Source organism: Micromonospora sp. LOL_015, from assembly GCF_048060275.1.
In the GTDB taxonomy this organism is placed as follows: Bacteria; Actinomycetota; Actinomycetes; order Mycobacteriales; family Micromonosporaceae; genus Micromonospora_E.
In genome coordinates this window covers 1-25407 of sequence record NZ_JBHMIO010000026.1, presented here as the reverse complement: position 1 = coordinate 25407, position 25407 = coordinate 1, and the positions used below count along the sequence as shown (strand labels likewise).

24 protein-coding genes are annotated in these 25407 nt (G+C 71.0%); 20 read left to right on the top strand and 4 right to left on the bottom strand.

The features are described 5' to 3' along the window. Window positions 1-10 precede the first annotated feature (10 nt). Window positions 11-799, top strand: coding sequence for a sugar transferase (locus ACFHWU_RS19970; RefSeq protein WP_416591263.1), 789 nt, complete (start codon window positions 11-13; stop codon window positions 797-799). Further along, the gene (locus ACFHWU_RS19965) at window positions 796-1704 is read left to right on the top strand and encodes an NAD-dependent epimerase/dehydratase family protein (RefSeq protein ID WP_416556379.1); all 909 of its coding nucleotides are present in this window, start codon (window positions 796-798) and stop codon (window positions 1702-1704) included. The genes ACFHWU_RS19970 and ACFHWU_RS19965 overlap by 4 nt, the downstream gene beginning before the upstream one ends. Here the strand turns inward: ACFHWU_RS19965 and ACFHWU_RS19960 are convergent. Then, a complete protein-coding gene (locus tag ACFHWU_RS19960; protein ID WP_416591286.1) occupies window positions 1671-2435 on the bottom strand; it encodes an alpha/beta fold hydrolase in 765 nt (254 codons plus the stop codon). The genes ACFHWU_RS19965 and ACFHWU_RS19960 overlap by 34 nt on opposite strands. Window positions 2436-2669: 234 nt before the next feature. Here ACFHWU_RS19960 and ACFHWU_RS19955 point away from each other — a divergent pair, with 234 nt between their 5' ends. From ACFHWU_RS19955 to ACFHWU_RS19945, 3 genes are all read left to right on the top strand, one after another. Further along, a complete protein-coding gene (locus ACFHWU_RS19955) occupies window positions 2670-5153 on the top strand; it encodes a glycogen debranching N-terminal domain-containing protein (RefSeq protein WP_416591262.1) in 2484 nt (827 codons plus the stop codon). Further along, a complete protein-coding gene (locus ACFHWU_RS19950; RefSeq protein WP_416591261.1) occupies window positions 5150-6364 on the top strand; it encodes a D-arabinono-1,4-lactone oxidase in 1215 nt (404 codons plus the stop codon). The genes ACFHWU_RS19955 and ACFHWU_RS19950 overlap by 4 nt, the downstream gene beginning before the upstream one ends. Window positions 6365-6535: 171 nt before the next feature. Further along, complete coding sequence (locus ACFHWU_RS19945) at window positions 6536-7324, top strand: hypothetical protein (RefSeq protein ID WP_416556376.1); 789 nt, start codon at window positions 6536-6538, stop codon at window positions 7322-7324. Window positions 7325-7376: 52 nt separating this feature from the next. Here ACFHWU_RS19945 and ACFHWU_RS19940 read toward each other — a convergent pair whose 3' ends face one another. Together ACFHWU_RS19940 and ACFHWU_RS19935 are read right to left on the bottom strand one after the other, a co-directional pair. Beyond that, a complete protein-coding gene (locus ACFHWU_RS19940) occupies window positions 7377-7883 on the bottom strand; it encodes a roadblock/LC7 domain-containing protein (protein ID WP_416591260.1) in 507 nt (168 codons plus the stop codon). Between the two features lie 61 nt (window positions 7884-7944). After that, the gene (locus ACFHWU_RS19935; protein WP_416591259.1) at window positions 7945-8859 is read right to left on the bottom strand and encodes an ABC transporter ATP-binding protein; all 915 of its coding nucleotides are present in this window, start codon (window positions 8857-8859) and stop codon (window positions 7945-7947) included. A 320-nt stretch (window positions 8860-9179) separates the two neighbouring features. On the opposite strand from ACFHWU_RS19935, the gene ACFHWU_RS19930 reads away from it, so the two are divergent. The 8 genes from ACFHWU_RS19930 (at window position 9180) to ACFHWU_RS19895 (ending at window position 19241) form a co-directional block, all read left to right on the top strand. Beyond that, entirely contained in the window at window positions 9180-10139 is a 960-nt protein-coding gene (locus tag ACFHWU_RS19930; RefSeq protein ID WP_416591258.1) for an ABC transporter substrate-binding protein, read from the top strand. Beyond that, the gene (locus ACFHWU_RS19925; RefSeq protein WP_416556372.1) at window positions 10136-11002 is read left to right on the top strand and encodes an ABC transporter ATP-binding protein; all 867 of its coding nucleotides are present in this window, start codon (window positions 10136-10138) and stop codon (window positions 11000-11002) included. Before ACFHWU_RS19930 ends, ACFHWU_RS19925 begins: the two co-directional genes overlap by 4 nt. Beyond that, window positions 11002-11826, top strand: coding sequence for an ABC transporter permease (locus ACFHWU_RS19920; RefSeq protein ID WP_416556371.1), 825 nt, complete (start codon window positions 11002-11004; stop codon window positions 11824-11826). Before ACFHWU_RS19925 ends, ACFHWU_RS19920 begins: the two co-directional genes overlap by 1 nt. 81 nt (window positions 11827-11907) lie before the next feature. Further along, window positions 11908-13926: a hydantoinase/oxoprolinase family protein gene (locus ACFHWU_RS19915; protein ID WP_416591257.1), complete on the top strand. Its 2019-nt coding sequence runs from the start codon at window positions 11908-11910 to the stop codon at window positions 13924-13926. Then, entirely contained in the window at window positions 13926-15491 is a 1566-nt protein-coding gene (locus ACFHWU_RS19910; RefSeq protein ID WP_416591256.1) for a class I adenylate-forming enzyme family protein, read from the top strand. The genes ACFHWU_RS19915 and ACFHWU_RS19910 overlap by 1 nt, the downstream gene beginning before the upstream one ends. Continuing rightward, the gene (gene purB, locus ACFHWU_RS19905) at window positions 15488-16846 is read left to right on the top strand and encodes an adenylosuccinate lyase (RefSeq protein WP_416591255.1); all 1359 of its coding nucleotides are present in this window, start codon (window positions 15488-15490) and stop codon (window positions 16844-16846) included. Before ACFHWU_RS19910 ends, purB begins: the two co-directional genes overlap by 4 nt. Then, window positions 16843-17604, top strand: coding sequence for an enoyl-CoA hydratase/isomerase family protein (locus tag ACFHWU_RS19900; protein WP_416591254.1), 762 nt, complete (start codon window positions 16843-16845; stop codon window positions 17602-17604). Before purB ends, ACFHWU_RS19900 begins: the two co-directional genes overlap by 4 nt. Further along, entirely contained in the window at window positions 17601-19241 is a 1641-nt protein-coding gene (locus ACFHWU_RS19895) for a thiamine pyrophosphate-binding protein (RefSeq protein ID WP_416591253.1), read from the top strand. The genes ACFHWU_RS19900 and ACFHWU_RS19895 overlap by 4 nt, the downstream gene beginning before the upstream one ends. 12 nt (window positions 19242-19253) lie before the next feature. Here ACFHWU_RS19895 and ACFHWU_RS19890 read toward each other — a convergent pair whose 3' ends face one another. Next, on the bottom strand, window positions 19254-20060 hold the full coding sequence (locus ACFHWU_RS19890) for an IclR family transcriptional regulator (RefSeq protein ID WP_416556365.1): 807 nt from the start codon (window positions 20058-20060) through the stop codon (window positions 19254-19256). 123 nt (window positions 20061-20183) lie between these two features. On the opposite strand from ACFHWU_RS19890, the gene ACFHWU_RS19885 reads away from it, so the two are divergent. The 7 genes from ACFHWU_RS19885 to ACFHWU_RS19855 form a co-directional block, all read left to right on the top strand. Then, window positions 20184-22214 carry a hydantoinase B/oxoprolinase family protein gene (locus tag ACFHWU_RS19885; RefSeq protein WP_416591252.1) on the top strand — a complete coding sequence of 677 codons (2031 nt, stop codon included), beginning with the start codon at window positions 20184-20186 and terminating at the stop codon, window positions 22212-22214. Then, complete coding sequence (locus tag ACFHWU_RS19880; RefSeq protein WP_416556363.1) at window positions 22211-23200, top strand: tRNA U-34 5-methylaminomethyl-2-thiouridine biosynthesis protein; 990 nt, start codon at window positions 22211-22213, stop codon at window positions 23198-23200. The genes ACFHWU_RS19885 and ACFHWU_RS19880 overlap by 4 nt, the downstream gene beginning before the upstream one ends. Then, the gene (locus ACFHWU_RS19875; protein WP_416568816.1) at window positions 23193-24029 is read left to right on the top strand and encodes a 2-amino-5-chlorophenol 1,6-dioxygenase subunit alpha; all 837 of its coding nucleotides are present in this window, start codon (window positions 23193-23195) and stop codon (window positions 24027-24029) included. The genes ACFHWU_RS19880 and ACFHWU_RS19875 overlap by 8 nt, the downstream gene beginning before the upstream one ends. Before the next feature lie 75 nt (window positions 24030-24104). Further along, window positions 24105-24398 carry a BMC domain-containing protein gene (locus tag ACFHWU_RS19870; protein ID WP_416556361.1) on the top strand — a complete coding sequence of 98 codons (294 nt, stop codon included), beginning with the start codon at window positions 24105-24107 and terminating at the stop codon, window positions 24396-24398. A gap of 39 nt (window positions 24399-24437) precedes the next feature. Beyond that, on the top strand, window positions 24438-24764 hold the full coding sequence (locus ACFHWU_RS19865) for a BMC domain-containing protein (protein ID WP_416556360.1): 327 nt from the start codon (window positions 24438-24440) through the stop codon (window positions 24762-24764). Next, window positions 24764-25024, top strand: coding sequence for a EutN/CcmL family microcompartment protein (locus tag ACFHWU_RS19860; protein WP_416556359.1), 261 nt, complete (start codon window positions 24764-24766; stop codon window positions 25022-25024). Before ACFHWU_RS19865 ends, ACFHWU_RS19860 begins: the two co-directional genes overlap by 1 nt. Window positions 25025-25064: 40 nt before the next feature. Beyond that, the coding region (locus ACFHWU_RS19855; protein ID WP_416591251.1) for an aldehyde dehydrogenase family protein at window positions 25065-25407 on the top strand (343 nt) is incomplete at its 3' end.

Here is a 25407-nt window from a genome sequence, read left to right as displayed (position 1 = left end):
AGGCCCGTCCATGACCTCGCCAGCGGCCCGCCTCGCAGCCGAACCGACGATGCCGACCAGTCGTCCCCGCCGCTACGACCGGGTCAAGCGGGTGTTCGACGTCGTGGGCGCGGCGACCGCCCTGGTCGTCGGCGCGCCGCTGTTGGCGGGGGTCGCCCTACTTATCCTCGTCACGCTGGGCCGGCCGGTGTTCTTCCGGCAGCTGCGACCCGGCCGGGACGGCGAACTCTTCGAGATGGTCAAGTTCCGCACCATGCTCAAGGTGGATCCGGCCCGCGGCCTGGTCACCGACGCCGACCGGCTCACGCCTGTCGGCCGCTGGCTGCGCGCCAGCAGCCTCGACGAACTGCCCGAGTTGTGGAACGTACTGCGTGGTGAGATGAGCCTGGTCGGCCCGCGTCCCCACCTGGTGAAGTACCTGGAGATCTACACGCCCTGGCAGGCCCGACGGCATGAGGTGCGACCCGGTATCACCGGCCTGGCCCAGGTCCGCGGCCGCAACGAGCTGGCCTGGGAGGACAAGTTCGCCTACGACATCGAGTACGTGGACAATCGTAGTCTCCGGCTCGACCTGCGGATCCTGGTCGAGACCGTCCGGGTGGTGGTGCGCCGGGAAGGGATCGCCGCGCCGGGGACGGTCACCTGGCACGAGTTCACCGGGACCCCGACGCCGCCGGACCCCGTCCCGGCGGCCGACCCCGTCCCGGCGGCCGACCCGGTCCCGGCCGCCGCGCCCGACGGTTTGGCAGCAACCTCCCGTCGACCCCGCGGTGACCTGGCCGGCCGGTGCCGCGGTTGAGCCGGGCGAGGATCCTGCTCTTCGGCTCCACCGGACTGCTGGGCCGGCAGATCCACGCTGCGCTCACGGCGGACGCGGTGGTGACCGCACCGACCCGGGCCGACTGCGATCTCGCCACGACGGGCGTGGCCGAACTCGCCCGGCTGCTCGCGGCCGTCCAGCCGGACGTCGTGGTCAACTGCGCCGGCCGTACCGTTGGTGACAACGCCGGGCTGATCCGGATCCACCTACTGGCTGTGGCCGCGCTCGCCGAGGCGATGGCCGACGTCGTGCCCGGCACCCGGCTGGTGCGGATCGGCTCCGCCGCCGAGTACGGCGTCGTGCCCAGTGGCCGGCCGGTGGGCGAGGACGATCCGGCAAGGCCGGTGAGCCCGTACGGGTTCAGCCACCTGGCCGCCACCCAGTTCGGCGAACTGGCCAGCACCGACGGACGGGTCGAGGTCGTCACGTTGCGGGTGTTCAACCCGGTCGGGCCGGGCCTGCCGGCGGACAGCGCTCTGGGGCGGGCGGCCGCTCTGCTGCGCTGCGGCGGGCGGTCACCGCTGGCGGTGCGGCTGCTGGACACCGTGCGCGACTTCGTCGACCTGCGCGACATCGCCGCCGCGGTCCGCGCCGCCGCGCTCGCCACCCGCCTGCCGCACCGGCTGTTCAACGTGGGCAGCGGGCGGCCGGTCGGGGTCCGGGACGCGGTCACCTGTCTGGCCCGGGCCGCTGGTCACAGTGGCGAACTCGGTACGGGGGAGTTTTCCCCGACGGTGAACCGGACCGCCGCCGTCCCCTGGATGTGCGCAGACATCAGCCGTGCCCGGCAGGTGCTCGGCTGGTCACCCAGCTACGACCTGACGGACTCGGTGAAGGCCCTGCTTGCGGATCACCACGACGGCGGCCCCCACAGCCGCAGATAGCGGCGGACCATCGCGTTGGTCTGCCGCGGCACCTCGAACTGGAAGAAGTGGCCCGAGCCCACCACCTGGCCGATCACGGCCTCGGGCACGAGCTCCCGCAGCCGGCCGTAGTCGGCGAATGGTGCCGGGCCACCGATGTAGAGCAGCCGGCGTCCCCACGCGGTCAACGCGGTGTCGCCACCGGCCTCGACGAAGTCGGCGAGACCGTCGAGGGTGGCGGCGGCGACGGTGTCACTCGGCCGCAGCATCTGGTCGATCGTCCAGTCGACCAGCCGGGGGTCCGACTCGGGAATGAAGTACGACCGGATGATGTCGATCCGGGCCTGGCGCGGGTCCGCGCTGCGGACGGACTCCGCCAGCGCGGCCACCTGCTCCGTGGTACCGGGCGGCACGGCCACCGACGCGTCCAGCAGCAGCAGCGCCGCGACCCGGTCGGTCGCCTGCGCGGCTGCGGCCAACGACCAGACCCCGCCCATGCTGTGCCCGATCAGCACGACGTCGTCCATTTCGAGTTCGACCATCAGGTCCCGCAGGTCGGCACCGAGTTCGGGAACGCTGAAGCCGCGGTCTCCGGCGGGGCTTGCACCGTGTCCCCGCATGTCCACCGAGATGATCCGCCGCCGCCAGCTGGCCAAATGGGCGGCGAGTGGCTTCATGAACCGGTGGTTACAGCACCACCCATGTACGAGCAGGACATCCTGTCGGCCGCGGCCGGTCTGCCAGTAGCGCATCCCGGCGGCTGTGCGGTCGTGACTCACGTCGTTGGCCTCCTTCGCTTCGGCACATGCCATGTCCCCGATACGGCCTGTGATCATTCTGCCTCATCTGGTTACTTTCGGCATCCGTGGTCGACGTTCCGTCTCCTGCCGGTCACGGATCACCCGCACCGGGTGATCCGCCGCAGATGGTGGACGGGCCATGCTGGCACCAGGTGAACCGACGGAGGACGACTGAGGGGAGCGGCGATGACCGACGTGATCGGTCAGTTCTTCGACGGTCTCCAGGCGCGCGGCGACGGTCGACTGCCGCCGCCGGTCAGCGGCACGATCCGGTTCAACCTCACCGCCCCGGACGGCGGTATCCGTAGCTGGTCAGTTACGTATCACGACGGGCATGCCGTGCTCGAGCGTGACCCGGAGCAGATCGACTGCACCATCGACACCTCGGAGGAAACCTTCCAGGCCCTGATCGAGGGCCGGGACAACAGCATCTCGTTGCTCCTGCGCAACGGCGTGTCGGTCCGGGGCGATCTGCCGCTGTTCCTGACCTTCCGCCGCCTGCTGCCGCTTCATGCGGACAGCGCCGGGGCGACGTCGAGGGCCCAACCGGTCGCCGAGCCGGTCGGTGCCCGGCCGGCCACCGCGAAGCCGGTCAGCATTCTCTACGGAAACATGTTCATGGTCAGTGACCGGCGGGGAGACATCGAGCCGGTGCCGTCCGCGCCGTTCGGATTGTTCTTCTACGACACCCGCTTCCTGTCCTACTGGCGGCTGACCGTCGACGGGCAACGGATGAACACCCTGTCCATCGACGACCTGCAGTACTTCGAGTCGCGGTTCTTCCAGGTGCCGGGTGAGCCGACGCACTACGTGGACGCCACCATCTCGGTGTTCCGGCACCGCTGGATCGGCGACGCGTTCACCGAGCAGATCGCCGTGTTCAACCACCGGGAGGAGCCCGTCCGGCTGAGCCTGCGCATCGACGCCGGGGCCGACTTCGCCGAGGTGCTGGAGGTCAAGGACAGTTTCCACACCGAGCGCGAAATCGAGGTTACGGTCGAGCCTGACGCGCTGCGGTTCCGCTACGAGCGGGGCACCTATTTCCGTGAAACGATCCTGTCCAGCAGTGTGCCGGCCCGCATTGATCCCGGCAGCTTGACCTTCGAGCTGGCCCTTGACGCCCACGACACCTGGTGCACCGATCTGACGGTGAAGACCTTCGTCCGTGGGGCCGGCAACCGCGATCTGCGCGAGAGTCTGCGCAGCTACGCCGAGCGGCCCAAGCCCGAAGTGCACCGGGAACTCGACGAGTGGATGGCCCGGGCACCGAAACTCACCTGTGACCATGAACCGCTACGGGAGGCGTACCAGCAGAGCGTCGTCGATCTGGCGGCGCTGCGCTACAAGGGCGTCAACTTCCGCGACATGCTGCCGGCGGCGGGGATGCCCTGGTTCATGACGTTCTTCGGCCGGGACAGCCTGATCAGCTGCCTGCAGGCGCTACCGTTCCTGCCCGCCACCACCGTGCCCGCGTTGGCGATCATGGCGCTGGCCCAGGGCACCCGCGAGGATCCGTTTCGGGCCGAACAGCCGGGTAAGATCCCCCAGGAGAGCCGGTATGCGGAGGCTGCGTTGTTCAACGAGGTCTCGCACGCCGCAGACTTCTCTGCCGCCGACACCACTCCGCTGTTCATCGTGCTGCTTGACGAGTACGAACGGTGGACCGGCGACACCGCTCTGGTGCGCGACATAGAGTTCCAGGCCCGCGCGGCGCTGGACTGGATCGACCGACACGCGGATCTGGTCGGCACCGGCTACGTCTGGTACGGGCCCCGGCCGACCCGCACCGGGCTGTTCAACCAGAGCTGGAAGTGCTCACCGGGCGCGATCAGCTTTCACGACGGGCGGGAGGCGGCCTTCCCGCAGGCGACCTGCGAGATCCAGGGATACGTCTATGACGCGCGGATGCGCGGCGCCCGGTTGGCCCGGACCTGCTGGGGTGACCACGCCTTCGCGGACCGGCTCGAACAGCAGGCGACCGAGCTACGGGACCGGTTCAACCGAGACTTCTGGATCGCCGACCGCGGCTACTACGCCCACGCGCTACAGGCCGACGGCGGCCAGGTTGACGCGCTCACCTCCAACATCGGGCACCTGCTGTGGAGCGGCATCGCGGAACCCACCAAGGCACGGTCGGTCGTCCGGCATCTGATGAGTCCGCAACTGTTCGGCGGCTGGGGGATCCGCACGCTCGGCACCGGGGCACGGCGGTTCAACCCGGTGGGTTACCACACCGGCTCGATCTGGCCGTTCGACAACTCGCTGATCGCCTGGGGATTGTGGCGGTACGGTTACCGGGAGGAGGCAGCCCGGGTGGCCGGGGCGGTGCTGGAGGCGTCGCAGTACTTCGGGGCCCGGCTGCCCGAGTGCTTCGCCGGCTACGATCGGTCGTTGACCAAGTACCCCGTCCCATACTCCGCCGCAGGCAGCCCGCACGCCACCTCGGCCGGCGCGACGCTACTGTTCCTGCGGGTGCTGCTCGGTCTCGACCCGTACGACGGCGACCTGATCATCGACCCGGCCGTTCCGGAGGGGATGGGACACATCGAGCTGCATGACATCCCGGGACGCTGGGGCCTGCTCGACGCCTTGGGCCGGGGCCGGTGTGACCTGGCCCGGCCGCGTCGCCGCACCCGCCGTCCCGGTGATCCGCTGCGGGCGGCGCTGTGACCTCGCCGCCTGTCACCGCTACCACGACCTGGCGCAACTGGTCCGGTGGGTTGACCTTCGAGCCGGCCATGGTGGCCCGGCCGGAGTCGGTCGCCGCACTGTGCCGCGTCCTGCGCGCCGCCGCCGAGCAGACGGTGACGGTACGGCCGGTTGGCGCCGGGCACTCATCCGCGCCGCTCGTGCAGACCGGGGACGTCCTGCTTAGCCTGGACCGGCTGCCCACCGGGGTACTCGAACCGCCGCACAACCGGCAGATCTGGGTCGGTGCCGGCACCCGGCTGCACGACCTGGGTCGTCAGTTGCGCCACCACGGATTCGCGATGCCGAACCTCGGCGACGTTGACACCCAGGCGTTCGCCGGTGCCGTCTCGACCGGCACCCACGGCAGCGGCCTGGGCCTGCCGAATTTGTCCGCCCAGGTGACTGGGGTCCGACTGGTCACCGCGGCCGGACAACCGGTGCAGATCGACGCCGACAGCGACCCCGACCTGTTGCCGGCCGCCCAGGTGTCGCTCGGCGTGCTGGGTGTATTCACCGCGTTGCGGACCCGGCTGGTCCCCGCGTTCCAGGCCCGGCGGCGGGAGTGGGGCCTGCCGGTGGAGGCGTGCCTGACCACGTTCGACGAACTGCTGACGGTCAACCGTAACGTCGACTTCTACTGGTACCCGCGGCGTGACGACGCGCACCTGCGGACGGTGAACCCGGTTGCCGACGATCCCGGCCCGGATACGCTGCCCGGCAGCGGCTGCACCGAGGAACGGACCGGCTCCAGCGACGCCGCGCTGATCAAACGGCGGTCCCTGCGTTTCCACGAGATCGAGTACTTCGTTCCGGCTGCGGCCGGTCCGGCCTGCTTCCGAGAGGTCCGGCACCGGATCCGGACCCGGCACCGGGAGCACGCCGCCTGGCGGGTGCTCTACCGGTATGTGGCTGCCGATCAGGCGTTCCTCAGCCCGGCGTACGGTCGGGACAGCATCACCATCTCGGTGCACCAGAACGCGACGCTGCCGTACCGCGAGTTCTTCGCCGATGTGGAACCGATCTTCCTGGCCCATGATGGTCGGCCGCACTGGGCGAAGATCCACCGGCTGGAAGGCCGGGATCTGCTTGCCCGCTACCCACAGGCGGACCGGTTCCTCGCCGTCCGTGAGCGACTCGATCCCGACGGGCGGTTCCTCACCGACTACCTGCGTCGGCTGCTGGGCCTGTGACCGAACTGCTCGACTGCTGGTGGGGCTGGTGACCGGGCTTGCGGTCCGGCCCGGCCGGCGGGCCTAAGATTGCCCCGTCCCGCAACCGGGTAGCAGGGGCACCGTCCGCCGCATCGACGGGCCGCAGAAACTCGCCGCGCCACGGGCGGGCAGGAACTGGAATGGGGAGCCGTGCGACCGACCGCAGCCAGCAACGAACCGTCCACCGACCAGCCGGGTGGCACGCCATTCGGGACCTCGCGCCGGGCGTTGATCGCCGTCGCCGTCATCGCCGCCCTGCTGGTGGCGGCGACGATCGTGGCGGCGGTGGTGAACGCAGTGGGCTCACGCCCGGCTACCGACGGCGACGTGGCGTGGACGGTGCAGACACCGCGCGAGGGGTGGACCGAGGCGCGGCTGGAGATCCCCGACAGCGCACCAGGGATTCAGGTGGTAGCCGCCGACCTCGGTGATCAGCTGCTGCGGGCGGAGACTCCGGTCGGCGGTGCGGCCGCGCCGGAGGTGACCACCGCCGACGGCGTGGTCCGGGTCGGACTGACCGGTACCGGGTACGACGGTGCCGGCGAGCTGCGAGTCACTGTCCACAGCGATCTGCTCTGGTCGGTCCGGGTGGTGGGCGGGGCGACCAGCACCCGGGTCGATCTGACCGGTGCCCGGGTCTCCCAGGTGGACGTCGCAGGTGGCGCCAGCGCGTTGGACCTGGCGCTGCCTGAGCCGTCCGGCACGGTCGGCGTCCGGATGTCCGGCGGCGTCAGCACCTGGCGGATCGAGTTGCCGGAGCGGACGCCGGTGCGGATCCGACTGGGCTCCGGCGCGGGCAGCGTCGACCTGGACGGCGAGCGGCGCGACGGGGTCGCTGGCGGCGAGTCGGTGAGCTCGACGGACTGGGATGAGGCCACCGACCGCTATGACATCGACGCCGCCGCCGGGGTCGCCGACCTCGCGGTGACCCGACGGTAACCAGGCTTCCCCGCCGGTCGGGGCTCCGCCTTGGTGAACGGCGCTGGCCGGCTCAGCGGCGCGTCGGAAGGTCCTGTCGTTCAGCGGCATGCGCGCCGAGCGTCGGTGCGCCGCCGTGCAGGAGCGCCTGAGCGGTGCGGACGGCAGCATCCGGGGCCTCCTCCGGCGCGGGGAACGCCGGCAGGTGCCGGTCGGCCCGGCCGGCAAACAGTGCCACCTCGTAGGCCACCGAGTCCATGTCGGAGCCGGCGTCGAAGACGGCTGCGATGATGGCACCACCGGGTGTCGCGGCGATGAACAGGAACGCCGTACCCATCTGGACGACGATCTGTCGCACCCGGCCGGTGTCGGCGTGTTGACCGACCGCGACGGCGAGGGCGCGCAGACCCGCCACCAGGCCGGACAGCTGTTCGCCCAGTTCGTGGTCGACCCCTTTGGAGCAGGCCAGAAGGATGCCGTCGGGAGAGAGCGCCACCGCCTGTTGCGCCTGCGGCACCCGGTCCACCAGGTCGTCCAGCAGCCGGGAGACGTCACCAGTGGTGACCACGGGGTATGCCATGGAGGGTCTCTCTTTCGGTCGGTGCGCGTTCCCGGCCAAACAGTACCCTCGACCCGACCCGTCAGGGCGTAACGGCACGAACCACCGGAATAGATTTCTGATCCATGGTGGAGGCGCGGGCCGCGCCTGCGGCGAGTGGGACGACGAGCGGGGTGCCGCTGGCCGGGTCCTCGATGACCATCACCCGCAGCCCGAACACCTCCCGGACCAGCTCTGGAGTCAGGATCTCGCCCGGTGCACCGCTGGCCAGCACCTGTCCGTCCTTCATCGCGACCAGATGTCGGGCGTAGCGCGCGGCGAGATTGAGATCGTGCAGCACCATCACCACGGTGCGGCCGCCCTCCCGGTGCAGCCGGTCCACCAGTTCGAGTACGTCGATCTGGTGCGCCAGGTCGAGATAGGTGGTCGGCTCGTCGAGCAGCAGGATGTCGGTGCCCTGGGCGAGCGCCATGGAGATCCAGGCCCGTTGCCGCTGGCCGCCGGAGAGCGTGTCCAACGGATGTTCGGCCAGGTCGTTGAGGCCGGTCCAGGCCAGTGCCTGGGCGACGACCTCCTCATCGGCCCGGGACCACTGGCGCAGCCAGGTCTGGTGCGGCTGGCGGCCACGTGCGACCAGGTCCGCCACGGTGAGCCCGTCGGGCGCGGTCGGAGCCTGCGGCAGGATGCCGAGTCGGCGGGCGACCTCCCGGGTCGGCAACCGCTGGATTCGCTCGCCGTCGAGTAGTACCTCCCCGGCGGTGGGCCGCAGCAGCCGGCCAAGGGCGCGGAGCAAGGTCGATTTTCCGCAGCCGTTCGGCCCGACGATCGCGGTGACCGATCCGTCGACGATGTCTAGGTCCAGGTGCGGGACGACCACCTGGTGGCCGTACCCGAGCCGCAGGGCCCGGGTCCGTAGCCGGGATGCATTTCCGGTAGGTCGGATTTCGCGCGGTTCTGGTCCGGGCACAGTCACCGGCAGTTCAGCGAGGTCGGTCATGGGCTACTCCTCGTCGTCGGTCGGCGAGTCCCGGGTTCCATGAAGGGTAGCCTTACCGAAGCTCCGGTTCCACATCGAGGCCGGGTGGTGAGTCTCCACCAGCTAGGTACTCTCGGTAGTGGCCCGTCGAGTTTCTGCGGCGTTCGATGGCCTGAACTGGGCATCTGTTTCCCGTTCTGACTACTCGAGGTGACCTTCGTTCGTTGAAGGGCTCCGTTCGCCGGCCTGGTCGCACCCTTGACGCCTCTCGTGGTGCCCAGTAGCGTCTCAGAATAAGAACCTAGAACCACAATATGAGTCGCAATGAACTGGGGTTAGCCATGAGATTGCGTACCTTGCGGGTGGTCGGCGCCGCGTTGCTGGTCACCGCCGTCGCCGCGGCCTGTGCCGAGAATCAGGACCCGGGTAGTGAACCCGGCACACCGGCCGAGACGACGACCATCGACTTCGGGGTCGGCGTCGATCCCGCGTACTCGCCGATCTACCTGGCCGATCAGCAAAACCTGTTCGCCGAGGCCGGGATCGACGTCACCGTCACGCAGTACCAGGAAGGCACCGGTGGCCTCGACGCGATCCTCGCCCGCGAGGGTCAGGTCACCGCGAGTACCGAGTCGAGCCTGCTGAACCGAGCCACCCGGGGCGACGTCAAGGGCGTTGCGGTCTTCTCCCAGTCGCCCGACTTCATCAAGCTCGTGGTCCGCGACGAGATCGGCGAGGTCGCAGACATCTCGCGGTACGGCGTGGTGACCGGAACGGTCAACGAGTACGCCACCAACAAGATCCTCGACAGCTACGACATCAGCCGCGATGCCGTAGAGTTCGTCACCTCCTCGCCAGCGGAGATGCCGGCGCTGCTGCAGCGCGGCGACATCGACGGCTACATCATGTGGGAGCCGTGGCCCTCGCGCGGTGTCGAGGGCGGCGGCAAGATCCTGCTCACCAGCGGTGACGTCGGCTACGTCTACAACCTGATCATCGGGGTGGACGGAGCCTGGTACGAGGCCAACCAAGAGGCCGCCGCCACCCTGGTGGACACGATCGGCGAGGCATGTGAGCAGATCACCGCCGATCCGCAGGTCGCCGGCACCGCTACCGAGAATGCCATCGAGGTACCTGCGGCCGAGGCCGTCGAACTGCTCGACGGCGTGCAGTGCCAGGTCCGCGACTTCACCGACGAGGACCTGCAGCGCTACGCCGAGATCGCCCAGTTCCAGCAGGACAGCGGGATCGTGTCCGACCCGGCCGACCCGGCCGAGGTGATGATCCGGGGCGTGGCGTGACCGGGCGGACGGCCGCCACCTCCGCCGGACGGGGACCGGAATCCGGTTCCCGTCCGGCGGGCTCCCCGGTGCAGGTCCGCGACGTCGACATCCGCTTCGACGACTTCGAGGCGGTCGCCGGGGCGACGCTCGACATCGCCGGTGGTGAGTTCGTCTGTCTGCTCGGTCCCAGCGGCTGTGGCAAGTCGACCCTGCTGAACGCGATCGCCGGGTTCGTCCGGCCGGCCGCCGGGCAGGTGCTGTGCGCGGGCGCGCCGGTTACCGGCCCGGACGTCAGCCGGGGCGTGGTGTTCCAGAGCGCCGAGGCCCTGTTCCCGTGGCTGACCGTACGCCAGAACGTGGCGTTCGGCCCCCGGATGCGGGGTGTGCCGCGTGCGCAGCGGGCCGGGATCGTCGACCGCTACCTGACCATGGTCGGCCTCAGCCACAGCGGCGACCGGTTCCCCAGCCAACTATCCGGCGGCATGCGCCAGCGGGCCCAGCTCGCCCGGGTGCTGGCGAACGAACCGTCGGTGGTGCTGATGGACGAGCCGTTCGGCGCGCTGGACGCCCAGACCCGGCTGGTCATGCAGGCCGAACTCGACCGCATCTGGCGCCAGTCCCGGCCCACCATCCTGTTCGTCACCCACGACATCGGCGAGGCGATCCTGCTCGCCGACCGGATCGTCACCATGACCGCAGGCCCGGCGGCCCGGATCAAGCAGGTGTACCCGGTGGACCTGCCCCGGCCCCGGGAGCTGACCGATCCGGCCGCCGCCGGGCTGTTCCGTGTGCTGCGCGAGGACATCGGCACCGAGGTCGCCCAGACCCTGCGCGCCCAGGGTCTGGACGACGGGCACGGCCTGAACGGAGGGGGCGGCTGATGGCCGTCGATGTGCAACGTCCACCGGCCGCTCGCGCGGCGGGGCCCCGCCCACGCCGCTTCGCCGGCCGGCGTCGGCACACCCGCGTCGTGCTGTCGGTGCTGTCGGTGCTGCTCGGCCTGCTCATCTGGGATCTGGTCAGCCGCAACTACACCGCGTTCTTCCTACCCTCACCCCGGTTGACCGGGCAGGGGGCGGTGGAGCTGGCGACCAACGGGACGCTGTGGGACTCCGTCTGGGCGTCCAGCCAACGCATCCTCAGCGGCTGGGGGCTGGGCGTACTGATCGGGGTGCCGGTCGGGTTGCTGATGGGCCGCAGCCGGCTGCTGCGGCTGATGCTCGACCCGTACATCCAGTTCTTCCGGTTCGTGCCGCCGATCGCCTTCGTCACCCTGGCGATCATCTGGCTCGGCCCGGGTGAGGCCTCGAAGATCGCATTGATCTTCTACACCACGGTCTTCATCGTGGCGCTGAACACCCTTGCCGGGGTGCTCGCCGTCGACGAGCTGAAGCTGCGGGCGGCTCGGGCGCTGGGCGCCGGGCCGGTTCGCACCCTGGCCTCGGTGATCCTGCCCGCCACGGTGCCGTACGCCGTCACCGGCGCCCGGCTGGCGATGGGCAACTCGTTCCTCACCATCGTCTCCGCGGAGATCGTCGCGGCGCAGAGCGGCCTCGGCTCGCTGATCTGGACCGCCCGCAACTACGCCAAGACCGAGTGGGTGTTCGTCGGCATCATCGCCCTCGGCCTGCTCGGCTACCTGTTCGACTGGGTGCTGCGCACGGTCACCCGCGCCAGCCTGCGCCGCTACGGCGTCACCTTCTGACCGGTTCGGGTTCCGGGGCGCGGGTCGACGCAGTCGGTACCCGCCCCGGTGACGTGACCCATCTGACCGAAAGGTTCCCTCATGCTGTGCATCGGCGTCGACATCGGCGGAACTTTCACCGATGTCATCGTGTACGAACCGGCCACCGGCCGGCTCGCCGAGGCCAAGACGCTGTCCACCCCGGCGGACCCGGCGGCGGCGATCCTCGACGGCCTGACCAAGCTCGACGTCCACCTGTCGGACGTCGAGCGGTTCGTACACGGCACCACCAGGGTCACCAACGCCCTGCTGGAAGGTGCCGGCGAACCGGTCGCGGTAGTCACCACCGAGGGTTTCCGGGACGTGTTGGAGATGGGCCTGGGCCACCGCCCCCGCCTGTACAGCGTCAAGGAGGCCGCCCGCCCGGCGCTCACCCCACGCCGGATGCGGCACACCGTTCAGGAACGGGTGACTGCCGCCGGCGACATCGCTGTCCCGCTGGACATGACCGGTCTCGACGAGGTGACCGACCGGCTGGCCGCCACCGGGGCCACCGCCGTCGCGATCTGCTTCCTGCACTCCTACCGCAACGCCGGGCACGAGCGGGCCGCCGCCGACCGGATCAGCCGTCGCCACCCGCAGTTGGCCTGCAGCATCTCCGCCGAAGTGGTCCCGGAACACGGCGAGTACGAGCGGTTCGCCACCACCGTGCTCAACGCCAGCGTCCGAGGGCCGGTCAGCGCGTACCTGTCGGGCCTCGGCTCGACCCTGGCCGGCAGCGGCTACCGCCACCCGCTAGCGATCATGACCAGCAGCGGCGGCGTGGTCTCCACCGACCAGGCCGGCCGGCTGCCGATCAACCTCGCGTTGTCCGGCCCCGCTGGCGGCGTGGCGGCCAGCGCGTACGTCGCCGGCCTGGCCGGCTTCGACAACGTCATCACCTGCGACATCGGCGGCACGAGCACGGACGTCTGCCTGATCAAGGACGGCGTGCCGCTGATGACCAACCACGGCACCATCGCCGGGCATCCGAACCGGACCTTCCAGATCGAGATCAACACGATCGGTGCTGGTGGCGGCTCGATCGCCTGGCGCGACCGGGGCGGCGAGCTGCGGGTCGGCCCGCGCAGCGCCGGCTCCGATCCCGGTCCGGCCTGCTACGGCCGGGGCGGCGTGGAACCGACGACCACCGACGCCCACCTGGTGGTCGGCCATCTCGACCCGCACGGGCGGCTGGGCGGCGAGGTCACCCCGCAGCTCGACGCGGCGCGTGCCGCTCTCGGGCGGCTGGCCGCCGAACTCGGTGACGGCCTGACCGAGACCGAACTCGCGTACGGCATCCTTCGCCTGGCCACGGTCAAGATGACCAGCGCGATCAAGGAGATCTCGGTGGCCCGCGGCCACGACCCGCGGGAATTCGTGCTGATGCCGTTCGGCGGCGCCGGACCGATGCACGCCACCGCACTCGCCGACGAGCTGGGAATCCCACGGGTCCTGGTTCCACCGGTGCCGGGAAACTTCTCGGCGCTCGGCTTCGTCGCCGCCCGGGCCCGTCACGACTACGTCCGTACCGCGCTGGTCCCCGCCGACTCCGCCGGCCTGGCGACGGCCCGCGGGCTGGTCGAGGAGCTGAAAGCGGCCGCCCGCGACCAGCTCAAGGCCGAGGACGCGGTGGAGGCCGACCAGGTCACCTTCCGGCTGTCGATGGGGATGCGTTTCCGTGGCCAGAGCTTCGACCTGGCCGTGCCGCTGGACGAGCTGCCCGACGAACCCGCCGATCTGATCCGCGCCTTCCACGCCGCCTACCAGGAGCGGTACGCCTACCTGCGTTCGGAGCACCCGGCCGAGATCGTGAACTGCCGGCTCACCGCGTTCGGGCCACAGCCCGCCGTGACCTTCGCCGCGCCACCTGACGGCCCGGCGCCCGAGCCCGGCACCCTGCCGGTGTGGGGGCCGGAGGGCTGGACCGATGCCGCCGTCTGGCAGCGTGGCGAGCTGACCGCCGGCGTACGGGTCAGCGGCCCGGCGGTCGTCCGGGAGAGCGGAAGCACCACAGTGGTCGGCGCCGGATGGTGGGGGCGGGTGGATCCGCACGGGAACCTGCTGCTGGAGCGCTCCTGATGGCTCCCGTCGATCTGCCGGCGTACGACGCCGTGCTGCTGGGGCAGGCCCGGCGACAGCCGGACCGGCCGCTGTTCGCCGTCGCCGGCCGGCCCGCCGTCACCGCTGGCGAGTACGCGGCGCTCGCCGCCCGGACCGCCAGCGTGCTCGCCGCCGCCGGTGTCGGCCGCGGCGACCGGATCGCCGTGTGGGCCGAGAACAGCATCGCCTGGCTGGTGCTGCTCGCCGCCGCGGCCTGGCGCGGAGCCGCCCTGGTCACCGTGCACCCCGCCGCGACGGAGCCGGAGCTGGCCGCCGCGTTGCGTCGGACCCGGCCGGTCCGGCTGTTCGCCGCGCGAGAAATCCGGGACCGCGACGTGACGTCGTCCGCCCGGCGTGCGGCGACCGGGCCGGTCACCTTCCTGCCGGCGGACCAGGCCGGTGACGCACTCGCCGGCCTGCCCGGTTGGGCCGGGCCGCCACCGGAGCCGGCCCACGACCCCGATGCCCCGCTGAACGTCCAGTTCACCTCGGGATCGACGGGCACCCCGAAAATGGTCGTCCTGACCGGGCGGAACCTGGTCCGCAACGCGACCTGGACGGCGCAGGCCGCCGGGATCGGCCCGGCCGACCGGATCTGCTGTCCGTTGCCGTTCGCCCACGCCGCCGGCCTCAGCAGCGGCGTGGTGCTGGCGGCGGTCACCGGGGCGCAGCTGTTCCCGGTGCCGCGGTTCCGTCCCGACGACGTGCTCGACGTCGTGCACCGGCACCAGTGCACAGTCGTTCAACTGGTGCCGACGATGGCGACCATGCTCGCCGACCGGCTCGACGAGCAGCCCCGGCGGTGGGACCTGACCGCGCTGCGCCTGGGCTTCCTCGGTGGTGCCAGCTGCCCACCCGCACTGCGCGCGCGGGTACGCGACACGCTGCGGCTGCGGCGGTTGGCGGTCGTCTACGGGCAGACCGAGGCCGGTCCGACCATCAGCGTCGACCCCGACGACGGCAGCTGCCCACCGGACGGCTCCACCGTCGGGCGGGTACTCCCCGGGTTGCGGGCCCGGATCGTCGCGGTGGACGCGGGCGGGTCGACCCGGCCGCTCCCTGCCGGAGCAGAAGGTGAGCTGCAGGTCCGCGGCGAGTCGGTGAGCCCCGGCTATCTCGACGATCCGGCGGCGAACCGGGCGGCGTACGACCCGCAGGGGTGGTTGCGCACCGGTGACCTGGGCCGGCGCGCCGCCGACGGCACTCTGACCCTGACCGGCCGGGTGAAGGACCTGATCATCCGGGGCGGGGAGAACGTCAGCCCGGCCGAGGTCGAGGCGTTCCTGCTCACCTGCGAGGGCGTCGCGCAGGCGTGCGTCGTCGGGGTCGCGTCCCCGCGCTGGGGCGAGGAGGTGGTCGCGGTTGTGGTCGCCACCCCGGGGGCGACCCTGCGCTGCACCGAACTGGCTGCGGCCGCCGCAGGCAGCCTGTCCCGGCACAAGGTGCCGACCGACTGGCACGTCGTGACGGAACTGCCACTGCTGCCGTCGGGCAAGGTGGACCGGCGGGCGGTCACGGCCATGATCGACGGGGTGGCACGGTGAACCCGCTCAGCTCCTGCTTCCTCGACTCGTTGACGGTGACCAGCTTCTTCGGCAACGCCGAGATGCGTGGGGTGTTCAACGACCGGCAGCTGATGCAGGCGTGGCTCGATGTGGAAGCGGCACTTGCCGGGGCCCAGGGCGACGCGGGCGTCATTCCGGCCGCAGCGGCGGCGCAGATTACCGCTGCCGCCCGGGTCGAGTCGCTGGACCTGGCTGCGGTGGCCGCCGACGCCGCCGACACCGTGCATCCGCTGGTGCCGCTGGTACGGGCCCTGACCAGGGCGGCCGGCGACGGCGGCCGCTACGTCCATCTCGGCGCCACCACCCAGGACGTCATGGACACCGGGTTCGTGCTGCGCGCCCGAGCCGGACTGGACATCGTCAGCCGGCAGATCGACGAGCTGATCCGCGTACTGCGCCGGCTCGCCCTGCGGCACCGGGACACGGCGATGGCGGCCCGAACCCACGGTCAGCAGGCCCTACCGACCACGTTCGGGCTGCGCTGCGCGGTCTGGCAGAGCGAGCTGCAGCGCCACCGGGAGCGGTTGGCCCAGCTCCGGCCCCGGTTGCTGGTGGTCAGCATGGGCGGGGCGGCCGGCACCATGGCCGGTTACGGGCCACGGGCCTTCGACATCGAACGCGCCGTCGCCGACCGGCTCGGGTTGGGCGTCGCCTCGACCCCCTGGCACGCCACCCCGGACCGGGTGGTGGAGTGTCTCACCCTGCTCGGCCTGGTCGCCTCCACCGCCGAGAAGCTGGCTCGCGAGGTGTACTTCCTCGGCCGTACCGAGATCGGCGAGGCACACGAGCTGCAGCGCGATACCCAGGTGGGCAGCAGCACGATGCCGCACAAGCGCAATCCGATCCGCTGCGAGGCGGTCATCGCCGCGGCCGGCACGGTCCGTGCGCAGGTGCCGCTGGCGATGCAGACGATGGTGTCCCAGGACGACCGGGACATGGGCGTCGGAATGGCGCTGTGGAAGCTGGTGCCGGAGTGCTTCATCCTCGTCGGGGGCGCACTGCAGCGCCTCAACGAGGTCTTCGCCGGGCTCCGCGTTGACGTCGCCCGGATGCGCGTCAACTTGTCCACCACCGGCGGCCTGGTGCTGTCGGAGTCCGTGATGCTGCGCCTGGCCGGCCCACTGGGCCGGGAACAGGCGCACCACCTGGTGATGCGAATCGTGCGGGACAGCCTCGACCATGATCGGCCGTTCGCCGAGCTGCTGCGCGCCGATCCGCAGGTCAGGGCGGCTCTGCCGGAGGCGGAGCTGACCCGGCTGCTCGATCCGCTCAGCTACGTCGGACACGCCGCGGCCCTGGTCGACCGCGCCCTACTGCAATCGGAGGCGACGTGACATCGGTACACCTGCAGCGTGCGGGGCGGCTAGCGGTGGTGACCCTGGACCGCACCGCTCGGCGCAACAGCTTCGATCTGGACATGCTCGGGCAGTTCGAACAGGTGCTGCACGACCTCGGCCGCGACGACACCGTCGAGGTGGTGCTGCTGACCGGTGCCGGCACCGCCTTCTGCGCCGGCACCGACCTGGCTGAGCTGGCCACCCTCGACGCCGCCACCACGATGAGCGTGCAGCGGCGCACCGCCGAGCTGGTCGAGCGCTGGTACCGCCTGGAGCAGACCACGGTGACCGCGTTCAACGGGCCGGCGATCGGCTCCGGGGCGATCCTCGGGCTGGCCAGCGACCTGCGCCTCGCCGCCGACACCTGCTTCTTCACGTTCCCCGAGGTGGGCTTTGGTATCCCCTTGACCTGGGGCGGCATGGCGATCCTCGCCGACCTGGTCGGTGCCGACCGGGCCAAACGCTGGCTGCTGCTCGGCGAGCGGATCGACGCGGCCCGGCTGCACCAGCTGGAGTTGGTGACCGAGGTGGTGCCGCCCGACCGGGTAACCGACGCCGGCACCGAACTGGCCCACCGGCTGCTGGCGGTGCCGGCGCTGGGTCGGTCGATGACCAAACGGACTGCCCGGCTGGCCGGCCCGCGCTTCGACGCAGTGGCCACCGACTCCTATCTGGGTGCGCTGAGCGTCGCGCTGCGTCCCGCCGGCCCGTACCGCCGTCCGGAGGCGGACCGGCACCCGGGGGCGGACCGGTGAAGGTCTACCAGGCGATCGCGGACGTGTTGGTCGAGCACGGGGTGGACACCGTGTTCGGCCTGCTCGGCGACGCGAACATGTTCCTGGTGGCCGACCTGGTCGCCCGGCACGGGGTCCGGTTCGTGGCGGCCCGCAACGAGAACGCCGCGGTGATGATGGCCGACGGATGGGCGCGGGTCACCGGCCGGTGCGCGGTGGCCACGGTCACCCAGGGTCCGGGCCTGGCAGCCGCCGGCCCGGCGTTGACCATCGCCCGGCACGCGGGGACACCGCTGCTGCTGCTCGCCGGGGACACCCCGGCGAGTGACCCGCTGCATGTGCAGAACTTTCCGCAGCAGCCGTTCGCCCTGGCCACCGCCGGTGCCTTCGTGTCGATGACCGGCGCGTCGACGGTCTCGCGCGACGTCGCCGCCGCGGTGCGCGAGGCCGTGGGGCGACCGGGGCCGGTGGTCCTCGACATCCCGTTGGATCTGCAGGACGAGCCGGCCGGGGACCGGCCGGCCGTACCGCTCGGGGCCGCTGTCGCGCCGGCCGGACCGCTGCCACTGGCACCCGACCCGACGGCGGTCGCCGCGTTGGCGCACCGCCTGCGTCGGGCCCGCCGCCCGGTGATCCTCGCCGGCCGGGGCGCGGTGCACGCCGGACCGGAGCTGACCGCGTTGGCCGACCACGCCGGAGCCGTGCTGGTCACCAGCCTGATGGCCGCAGGCCTGTTCGCGGGCCATCCGTACGCCCTCGGCGTCGCCGGTGGGCTGGCCCGTCCGCTGACCCGGGACGTGCTGTGCGAGGCGGATCTCGTCGTGACATTCGGTGCCGGCCTGAACCGGTGGACCGCCGACCACGGACAGTTGTTCGGCGCCGCGCAGGTGTACAGCGTCGACCGGGATCCGGCGGCGATCGGTGCCCGCTGGCCGGTGCACGGTGGGCTGGTTGGCGACGCGGCGCTGGTGGCCCGGGCACTGACCGGGGCGCTGGAGTCGGCGCGGCCCGGGCCGGAGCTGCCCGGCTGGCGTACGCTGCGGCTGGCCCGGGCGATTCGCGACGCCGACCCGTTCGCCGAGCTCGGCCCGGAGCCCGCAGACGCCCGGCACGTCGACCCCCGCCGGCTGATGGCGATCTGCGCCCGTCGGCTGCCGCTGCCCCGTACGACGGTCGTCGGGGTCGGCCACTTCGGCGGCTGGCCCAACCTCTACCTGGACTCGCCAGCGGTGGACCGGTCGCTGGTCGCGCCGTGGGAGTTCGGCAGTATCGGCGTCGGTGTGGCGTACGCGATCGGCGCCGCGCTCGGCCGACCGGACCGCCCGGTGGTGGCGTTCGAGGGCGACGGCAGTCTGCTGACCGCGTTGGGTGAGCTGGACACTCTGGCCCGGGTCGGCGCCCCGGTGCTGGTGATCGTGCTGGACGACGGCGCGTACGGGGCGGAGGTGCGCAAGCTGCGACCCGCCGGCGCTGACCCGGCCATCGCCCGCTTTCCGTACCGGGACCTGGCCGCGGTGGCCGGCGCGCTCGGCGTCAGCGCGTACCAGGCGCATGACGAGGCAACCGTTTCGGCGGCGTTCGACGCGCTGCTGCCGCTGACCGGGCCAGTGCTGCTGCACGTGAAGGTTGATCCGGATGTCGTGCAGCAGCACTTCTGAGCCGGTCGCCGGTCAACTGCCCCAGATCTGCCCGACGCCGTGGCCGAGCTGGCGGGACAGCTCGTCGGCGGTGCGGACCGCGGCGGCGGCGAGCGCGGTGACCCGTTGCGGGCTGTCCAGCCGGAAGATCGGGCCGGAGACGCTGATCGACGCGGTCACCGCGCCGAGCCGGTCCCGCACCGGCGCGCCGACGACTCGCAGGCCGTCTTCGCTCTCCTCGTCGTTGAGCGCCCAGCCGTGTTCCCGCACCCCGGCGAGATCGGCCAGGAAGACGTCGATGTCGGTGATCGTACGCCGGGTCAGCCGGGTCCAGGCCGCATCGGCCAGCAGCTCACGGACCTGGTCGTCGTCCATGTCGATTAACAGCGCCTTGCCGGCGGCGCTGCACCACAACGGGATGCGTCGGCCCAGCCGGGAGACCAGCTGCAGGCTGTGCGACCCGGTTACCAGGTCGATCGAGATCGCGTCCAGGCCGTCGCGGATGGCCAGGTTCACCGACTCGCCCTGCTCCTCGGCCAGCTGGTGCAGCAGCGGTCGGGCGATGGCGTGCATGTCGAGCCCGGCCAGGAAGCGGGCGCCGAGGTCGAACACGGTGACTCCCAGCCGGTACGCGCCGGTCTCCTCGTTGCGCTGCAGGAAGCCGGCGTCGGCGAGCGCCCGGAACAACCGGCTGGCGGTCGACTTGTGCAGCCCGAGCTCCCGGCTGACGTCACTGACCTTGCGTTCGGGGGTGTCGCGCCGGAACGCGAGCAGCACGGCCAGCGCGCGGTCGAGCGCCTGGGTGCCGGACTCGCGGCCCGGGTCGGTGACAGACGACATCTTGCCTTCCCATCCCTGAAGTTGGTAGGTTCATAATATAACACAAGGCTCATATGATGGTCCATCACCTGGTGATGGTCCGTCCGGTAGGTGCCCGTCCCTGTCAGCATTGCGAGGCCCCGCATGTCCCTGAACCCGATCGATCTCGAGATCGTCACCGAAGGGTTGATCTCGATCGTGCGGGAGATGCGCCAGACGATCTTCCGCACGGCGCACTCCCCGGTGATCGCCGACGCGCAGGACTTCTCGTGCGCGTTGTTCAACGCGGACGGCGAGATGGTCGCCCAGGGCCGCGACATGCCCGGCCATGTCATCGCGATGCCGGCATCGGTGAAGGAGATCTTCGCCGACTACCGCGACGAGTTCCGGCCCGGTGACATCTACCTGGTCAACGACCCGTACCGGGGCGGCAGCCACCTCAACGACGTCACCCTGATCAGCCCGGTGTTCGTCGGGGGAGAGCTGTTCCTGTTCCCCTGCGTCCGCATGCACTGGGCCGACATCGGCGGCATGACACCCGGCAGCGTCTCCGGGAAGGCCACCGAGATCCTGCAGGAAGGGCTGCGGGTCCCGCCGATCCGACTGGTCGACGCGGGCCAGCCCAACATCGCCGCGATGCGGATCCTGTTCGCCAACGTCCGGATGGCCGACGAACGTCAGGGAGACCTGGAGTCCAGCATCGCCGCCTGCCACACCGCACAGCGGCGGCTACGCGAACTCGTCGACCGGTACGGTCGCGACCTGATTCTCGGCTGCGTCGAGGCCAACATGGACCGCACCGAGCGGCGACTACGCGACCAGATCCGCGACCTGCCGGACGGCACCTACCACTACGAGGACTACCTCGACCTGTACACCGACGGCGAGTACGACGCCGCACTGGTGCGCTGCGCGTTGACCGTCACCGGTGACCAACTCGTCGCCGACTTCCGCGGCTCCTCTCCACAGGTCGCCGCCGTCGTCAACTCGTCGCTCGCGATGACCACCGCCGGGGTCTTCATCGCCGTCAAGTCCGCCTTGGATCCTGGCGGGCTGGTCAACCACGGCGCCTTCCGGCCACTGACCGTGCGCACCGACCCGGGAACCGTCGTACACGTCACCTACCCGGCACCGGCCAACGCACACAGCGAGGTCCGCAAGCGGGTCATCTCCGCGGTGATGGCCGCCCTCAGCCAGGTCGCACCGGACCTGATCGCCGCCGACCAGTTCGGTACGACCTTCCAGAACCTGATCGGCGGCGTCGACGAACACACCGGCCAGCCGTACCTCTACTACGACTACCCGGCCGGCGGCAACGGAGGCTTCCTCGGCTCCGACGGCCCGAGCGCGATGAACCCCGTTGACCTCGGCGACATCTCCACGATCCAGTCGGTCGAACGGCTGGAAACCGAGATCCCGATCCTCGTCGAAGCCTGTGAGCTGCGTACCGGATCCGGCGGCGCCGGCCGGCACCGCGGTGGCCTCGGTGTCCGACGGGCCACCCGGCTGCTGGCCACAAGCGGCGCCTACTCGGTGCAGACCGACCGCACCACCGTCGCGCCGTACGGACTGTCCACCGGCGCGCCCGGCGCCCCCACCGCCACCTATCTGCGCCGCGCCGGCCGGCGGATCGACTTCGACACCCCCGGCAAGGTAGCCGGACACCGGATGCGCGAAGGCGACGTACTGGTGATGGAATCAGCCGGCGGCGGCGGCTGGGGCGACCCGCTCACCCGCGACCCCGACCTGGTGGCCGCCGACGTCGCAGCCGGCTATCTCACCACCGACCAGGCCCTCGACCGCTACGGCGTGGTGTGCGACGACACCGGTCTCCTCGACGAAGTGGCCACCGGTGCCGCCCGCGACCAGGCCCGCGCCGCTCGTCGCTGGTACCAGGTCACCACCACCGCCGAGCCAACCTACACCGGTCAGCGGGGCCGCCGTCGCCTCGTCTACACCAACCCCGCCGACGGTCTGCCCGCCGACATGCTGATCGAACTGCACGGCACCCACCCCGCACCGCTGCGTGCCTGGGTAAGCCACGACCCCGGCGTCGCTCGGCACCAGGCCGCGCTCGATGACGACGGGCTGCGGATTCTCGGCACCCAGCCCGGTGACCGCTGCCTGCTGCGGATCCTGCGCGACGCCCCGGCCTTGACAGGAGAACCGCGATGAGCAAGGTGTTCCGACTACCCGTACCGACCCGGGGCACCACGACCCGTAACCGGCGGCCGGACTCCGCTGACGCTGTCCGCCCCGCTCCGGCAGGCCGCCGACCCGGTATCGTCGCCGGCTACCTCAGCCCGCACCCGCCGCACCTGATCTACGGCGAGAACCCGCCGCAGAACGAACCCCGGTCACAAGGCGGCTGGGAAGTGCTGCGCTGGGCGTACCACCGACTCCGCCGCCGGATCCGCGACGTGCACCGGCCCGACGTGCTGATCGTGCACGCCCCGCACTGGATCACCATGGTCGGCCACCACGTGAACTGCGTGCCCAACCCGCGCGGCGTCTCCGTCGAGCCGATCTTCCCGCATCTGTTCCGCTACCACTACGACTTCCACACCGACGTACCCCTCGCCGAGGCCATCGCCGACGAAGCCGCCGACCTCGGCCTGGTCACCAGCAAGCTGCGCGATCCCGGGGTACGGGTCGACTACGCCACCATCGGCGCACTGCACATGGTCAACCCTGACTGGGACATCCCGGTGGTGTCGCTGTCGGCAAACAACAACCCGTACTTCTACTCCGAGGCGTCCCTCGGCCAGATGGAGGTGCTCGGCGAGGCGACCCGCCGGGCGATCGAGAACACCGGCCGACGCGCCGTGCTGCTCGCCTCCAACTCCCTGTCCCACCTGCACTGGCACGAGGAACCCCAGCTGCCCGAGGACATGGAACGCGAGCACCCGTACAACAACCACCAGTACCGCTGGGACATGAAGCTGCTGGAAACGATCCGCCAGGGTCCGACCAGCCGGCTGCGCGAACTCATCCCCGAACACATCGAAGCCACCGCGTCCGAGACGAAGGCCGGCAGCCTTACCTGGCTGCTGTCCGCGCTCGGCTGGCCGGACATCGCCGGTGACGTGCTCGGCTACGGCACGATCATCGGAACCGGCAACGCGGTGGTCGAGTGGACACCGGAGAACGTCGATGACTGACCGTGGAATCCAGGCCGGCGTACTGCTGCCCGGCATGCCGCACCTGCTCGCCGACAAGCCCGCCACCAGCTGGGCGGCGCTGGCCGACTCCGCCCGTACGGTCGGCGACCGGCTGCGCGCCCTCGAACCGGACGTCGTCCTGCTGCTGTCCACCCAGTGGTTCACCGTGCTCGGCCACCAGTTCCAGTGTGACCCGAACCCGCGTGGGGCGCACACCGACGAGAACTGGTACGCCTACGACTACGGCCACCTCAGCTACGACCTGCGCTTCGACGTCGAGTTCACCGAACGCTGGGCGGCCCGGGTGGACGCCGACGGCATGCAGGCCCGACGCACCCGTTACCAGGGCTTCCCGATCGACACCGGGACCATCGTGACCTCCACGCTGCTCGACCCGCAGTGCACCCTGCGCTGGGCGCAGGTGTCGTGCAACCTGTACGCCGACGCCGACACCCTGGCCCGGGTCGGCCGAGCCGGTGCCGAAGCCGCCCGTGACGCCGGTGTCCGAGCGGCGGTGGTGGTGGTCAGCGGACTGTCCTCCGGCCTCATCCAGCAGTGGATCGAGCCGGACCAGGACCGCATCGCCGAGCCGGCACACGACCGGTGGAACGAACGGATCTTGCAAATGCTGACCGCCGGCGACACCGACAAAGTCCTCGCGGTCCGCGAAGACTACGCCCGCCAGGCCCAGGCCGACAGCCAGTTCCGGGCATTCGCCTTCCTCGCCGGCACCGGAGTCGCCGCTGCCCCGGGGCAACTGCACAGCTACGGACCACTGTGGGGCACCGGCGCTGCCGTCCTGTCCTGGAATCTGCCGGCACCCGAATGAACGGCGCCGGCCCGCACCGCATGACCGACAGCCCGACCAGCGGGCATCCGAAACACCAACGACAGGAGGAACCCGATGCGTAACGCCGCTGCGGGATTCGTCGAAGCCGAAGGATTTATTCCGATCTTTGACGCGGTGGACGCCATGGTCAAGGCGACCGAGGTCGAAGTAACCGGAGTCGTACGCCTCGGCGGCGGAATCGTCGCGGTGGCGGTCCGCGGCGACCTCGCCACCGTGGAAGAAGCCGTCGACATCGGCGAGGAGACCGCCCGAGCCAAGACTGGCCGCCCGGTCCGGTCCATCGTCTTCGCCAGCCCCTGCGACGCAGTCACCGCGCTGGCCATCGCCCCCGGACTCGTCGGCAACTGAGCCGGCCCTGCCGGCGACACAGCCAGAAGGAGAAGTGTCATGTCCTCAGAGAAGGCGATCGGAATCGTGGAGACCCGGGGCATCGTCGCCCTCTCCGCAGGGGTCGAAGCCATGATCAAGACTGCGGACGTACGGTGCATCGCCGTCGAACGGGTCACCAGCGGCTATCTCGCTGCCGCTGTGCAGGGGACCCTGGCAGCCGTACGGCAGGCAGTGTCAGCCGGGGAAGCTGCCATCCGCCAACACGGTGATTTGCGCAGCTCGCAGATCTACCCCAAGCCGCATCCGGCCACCTCGGCGCTGCTGGAGGAGGGCGAGTCGACCCGGATCCGGGCCGTTATGGCGTCGCTGCAGGGTGACAGCTGATGATCCTCGCAGAAGTGCTCGGCAAGGTCTGGCCCGACCGGATTGTCGCGACCCTTCAGGGACGCCGCCTGGTGCTGATTCGCGAGCACCCGGGCGGGCCGCAGCGGGTCGCCGTCGACCTGATGAACGCCGGCACCGGCAGCACCGTACTGGTCGCCACGGATGAGGCAGCCGCCGCCGCGACCGGCGAAGCGACAGTCGACGCTGCCGTCGTGGCCCTGGTCGCTGACCAGGGCAGCGGCGTCGCCACCACGGACTGATCCCGACACATCCCCGCGCACCGGCAACGGAAGGTAGAACATGGCAGCCATCGCACCGACGCCAGCCCTGTGGCACCCCGACCTGTACGCCGGTCGGCCGGCCGCTGACGGCCCCGGTTTGCTGCGCAGTTTCGTCGGCGGCCGGTTCGTTGACGCGGGGAAGCGGTTTGCGAAGGTGTCGCCGGTGTCCGGGGAGACGGTTTTCGAGGTGGCGGAGGCCGATTCTGCGACGGTCGGCGCGGCGGTGGCGGCGGCGCGGTCGGCGTTGCGTGGTCCGTGGGGCGGCATGGCTGAGCGGGACCGGGCGGCGGTGTTGCGGGCGGTGGCCGACGAGTTGGATCGCCGGTTCGATGATCTGGTGGCTGCTGAGGTGGCGGATACCG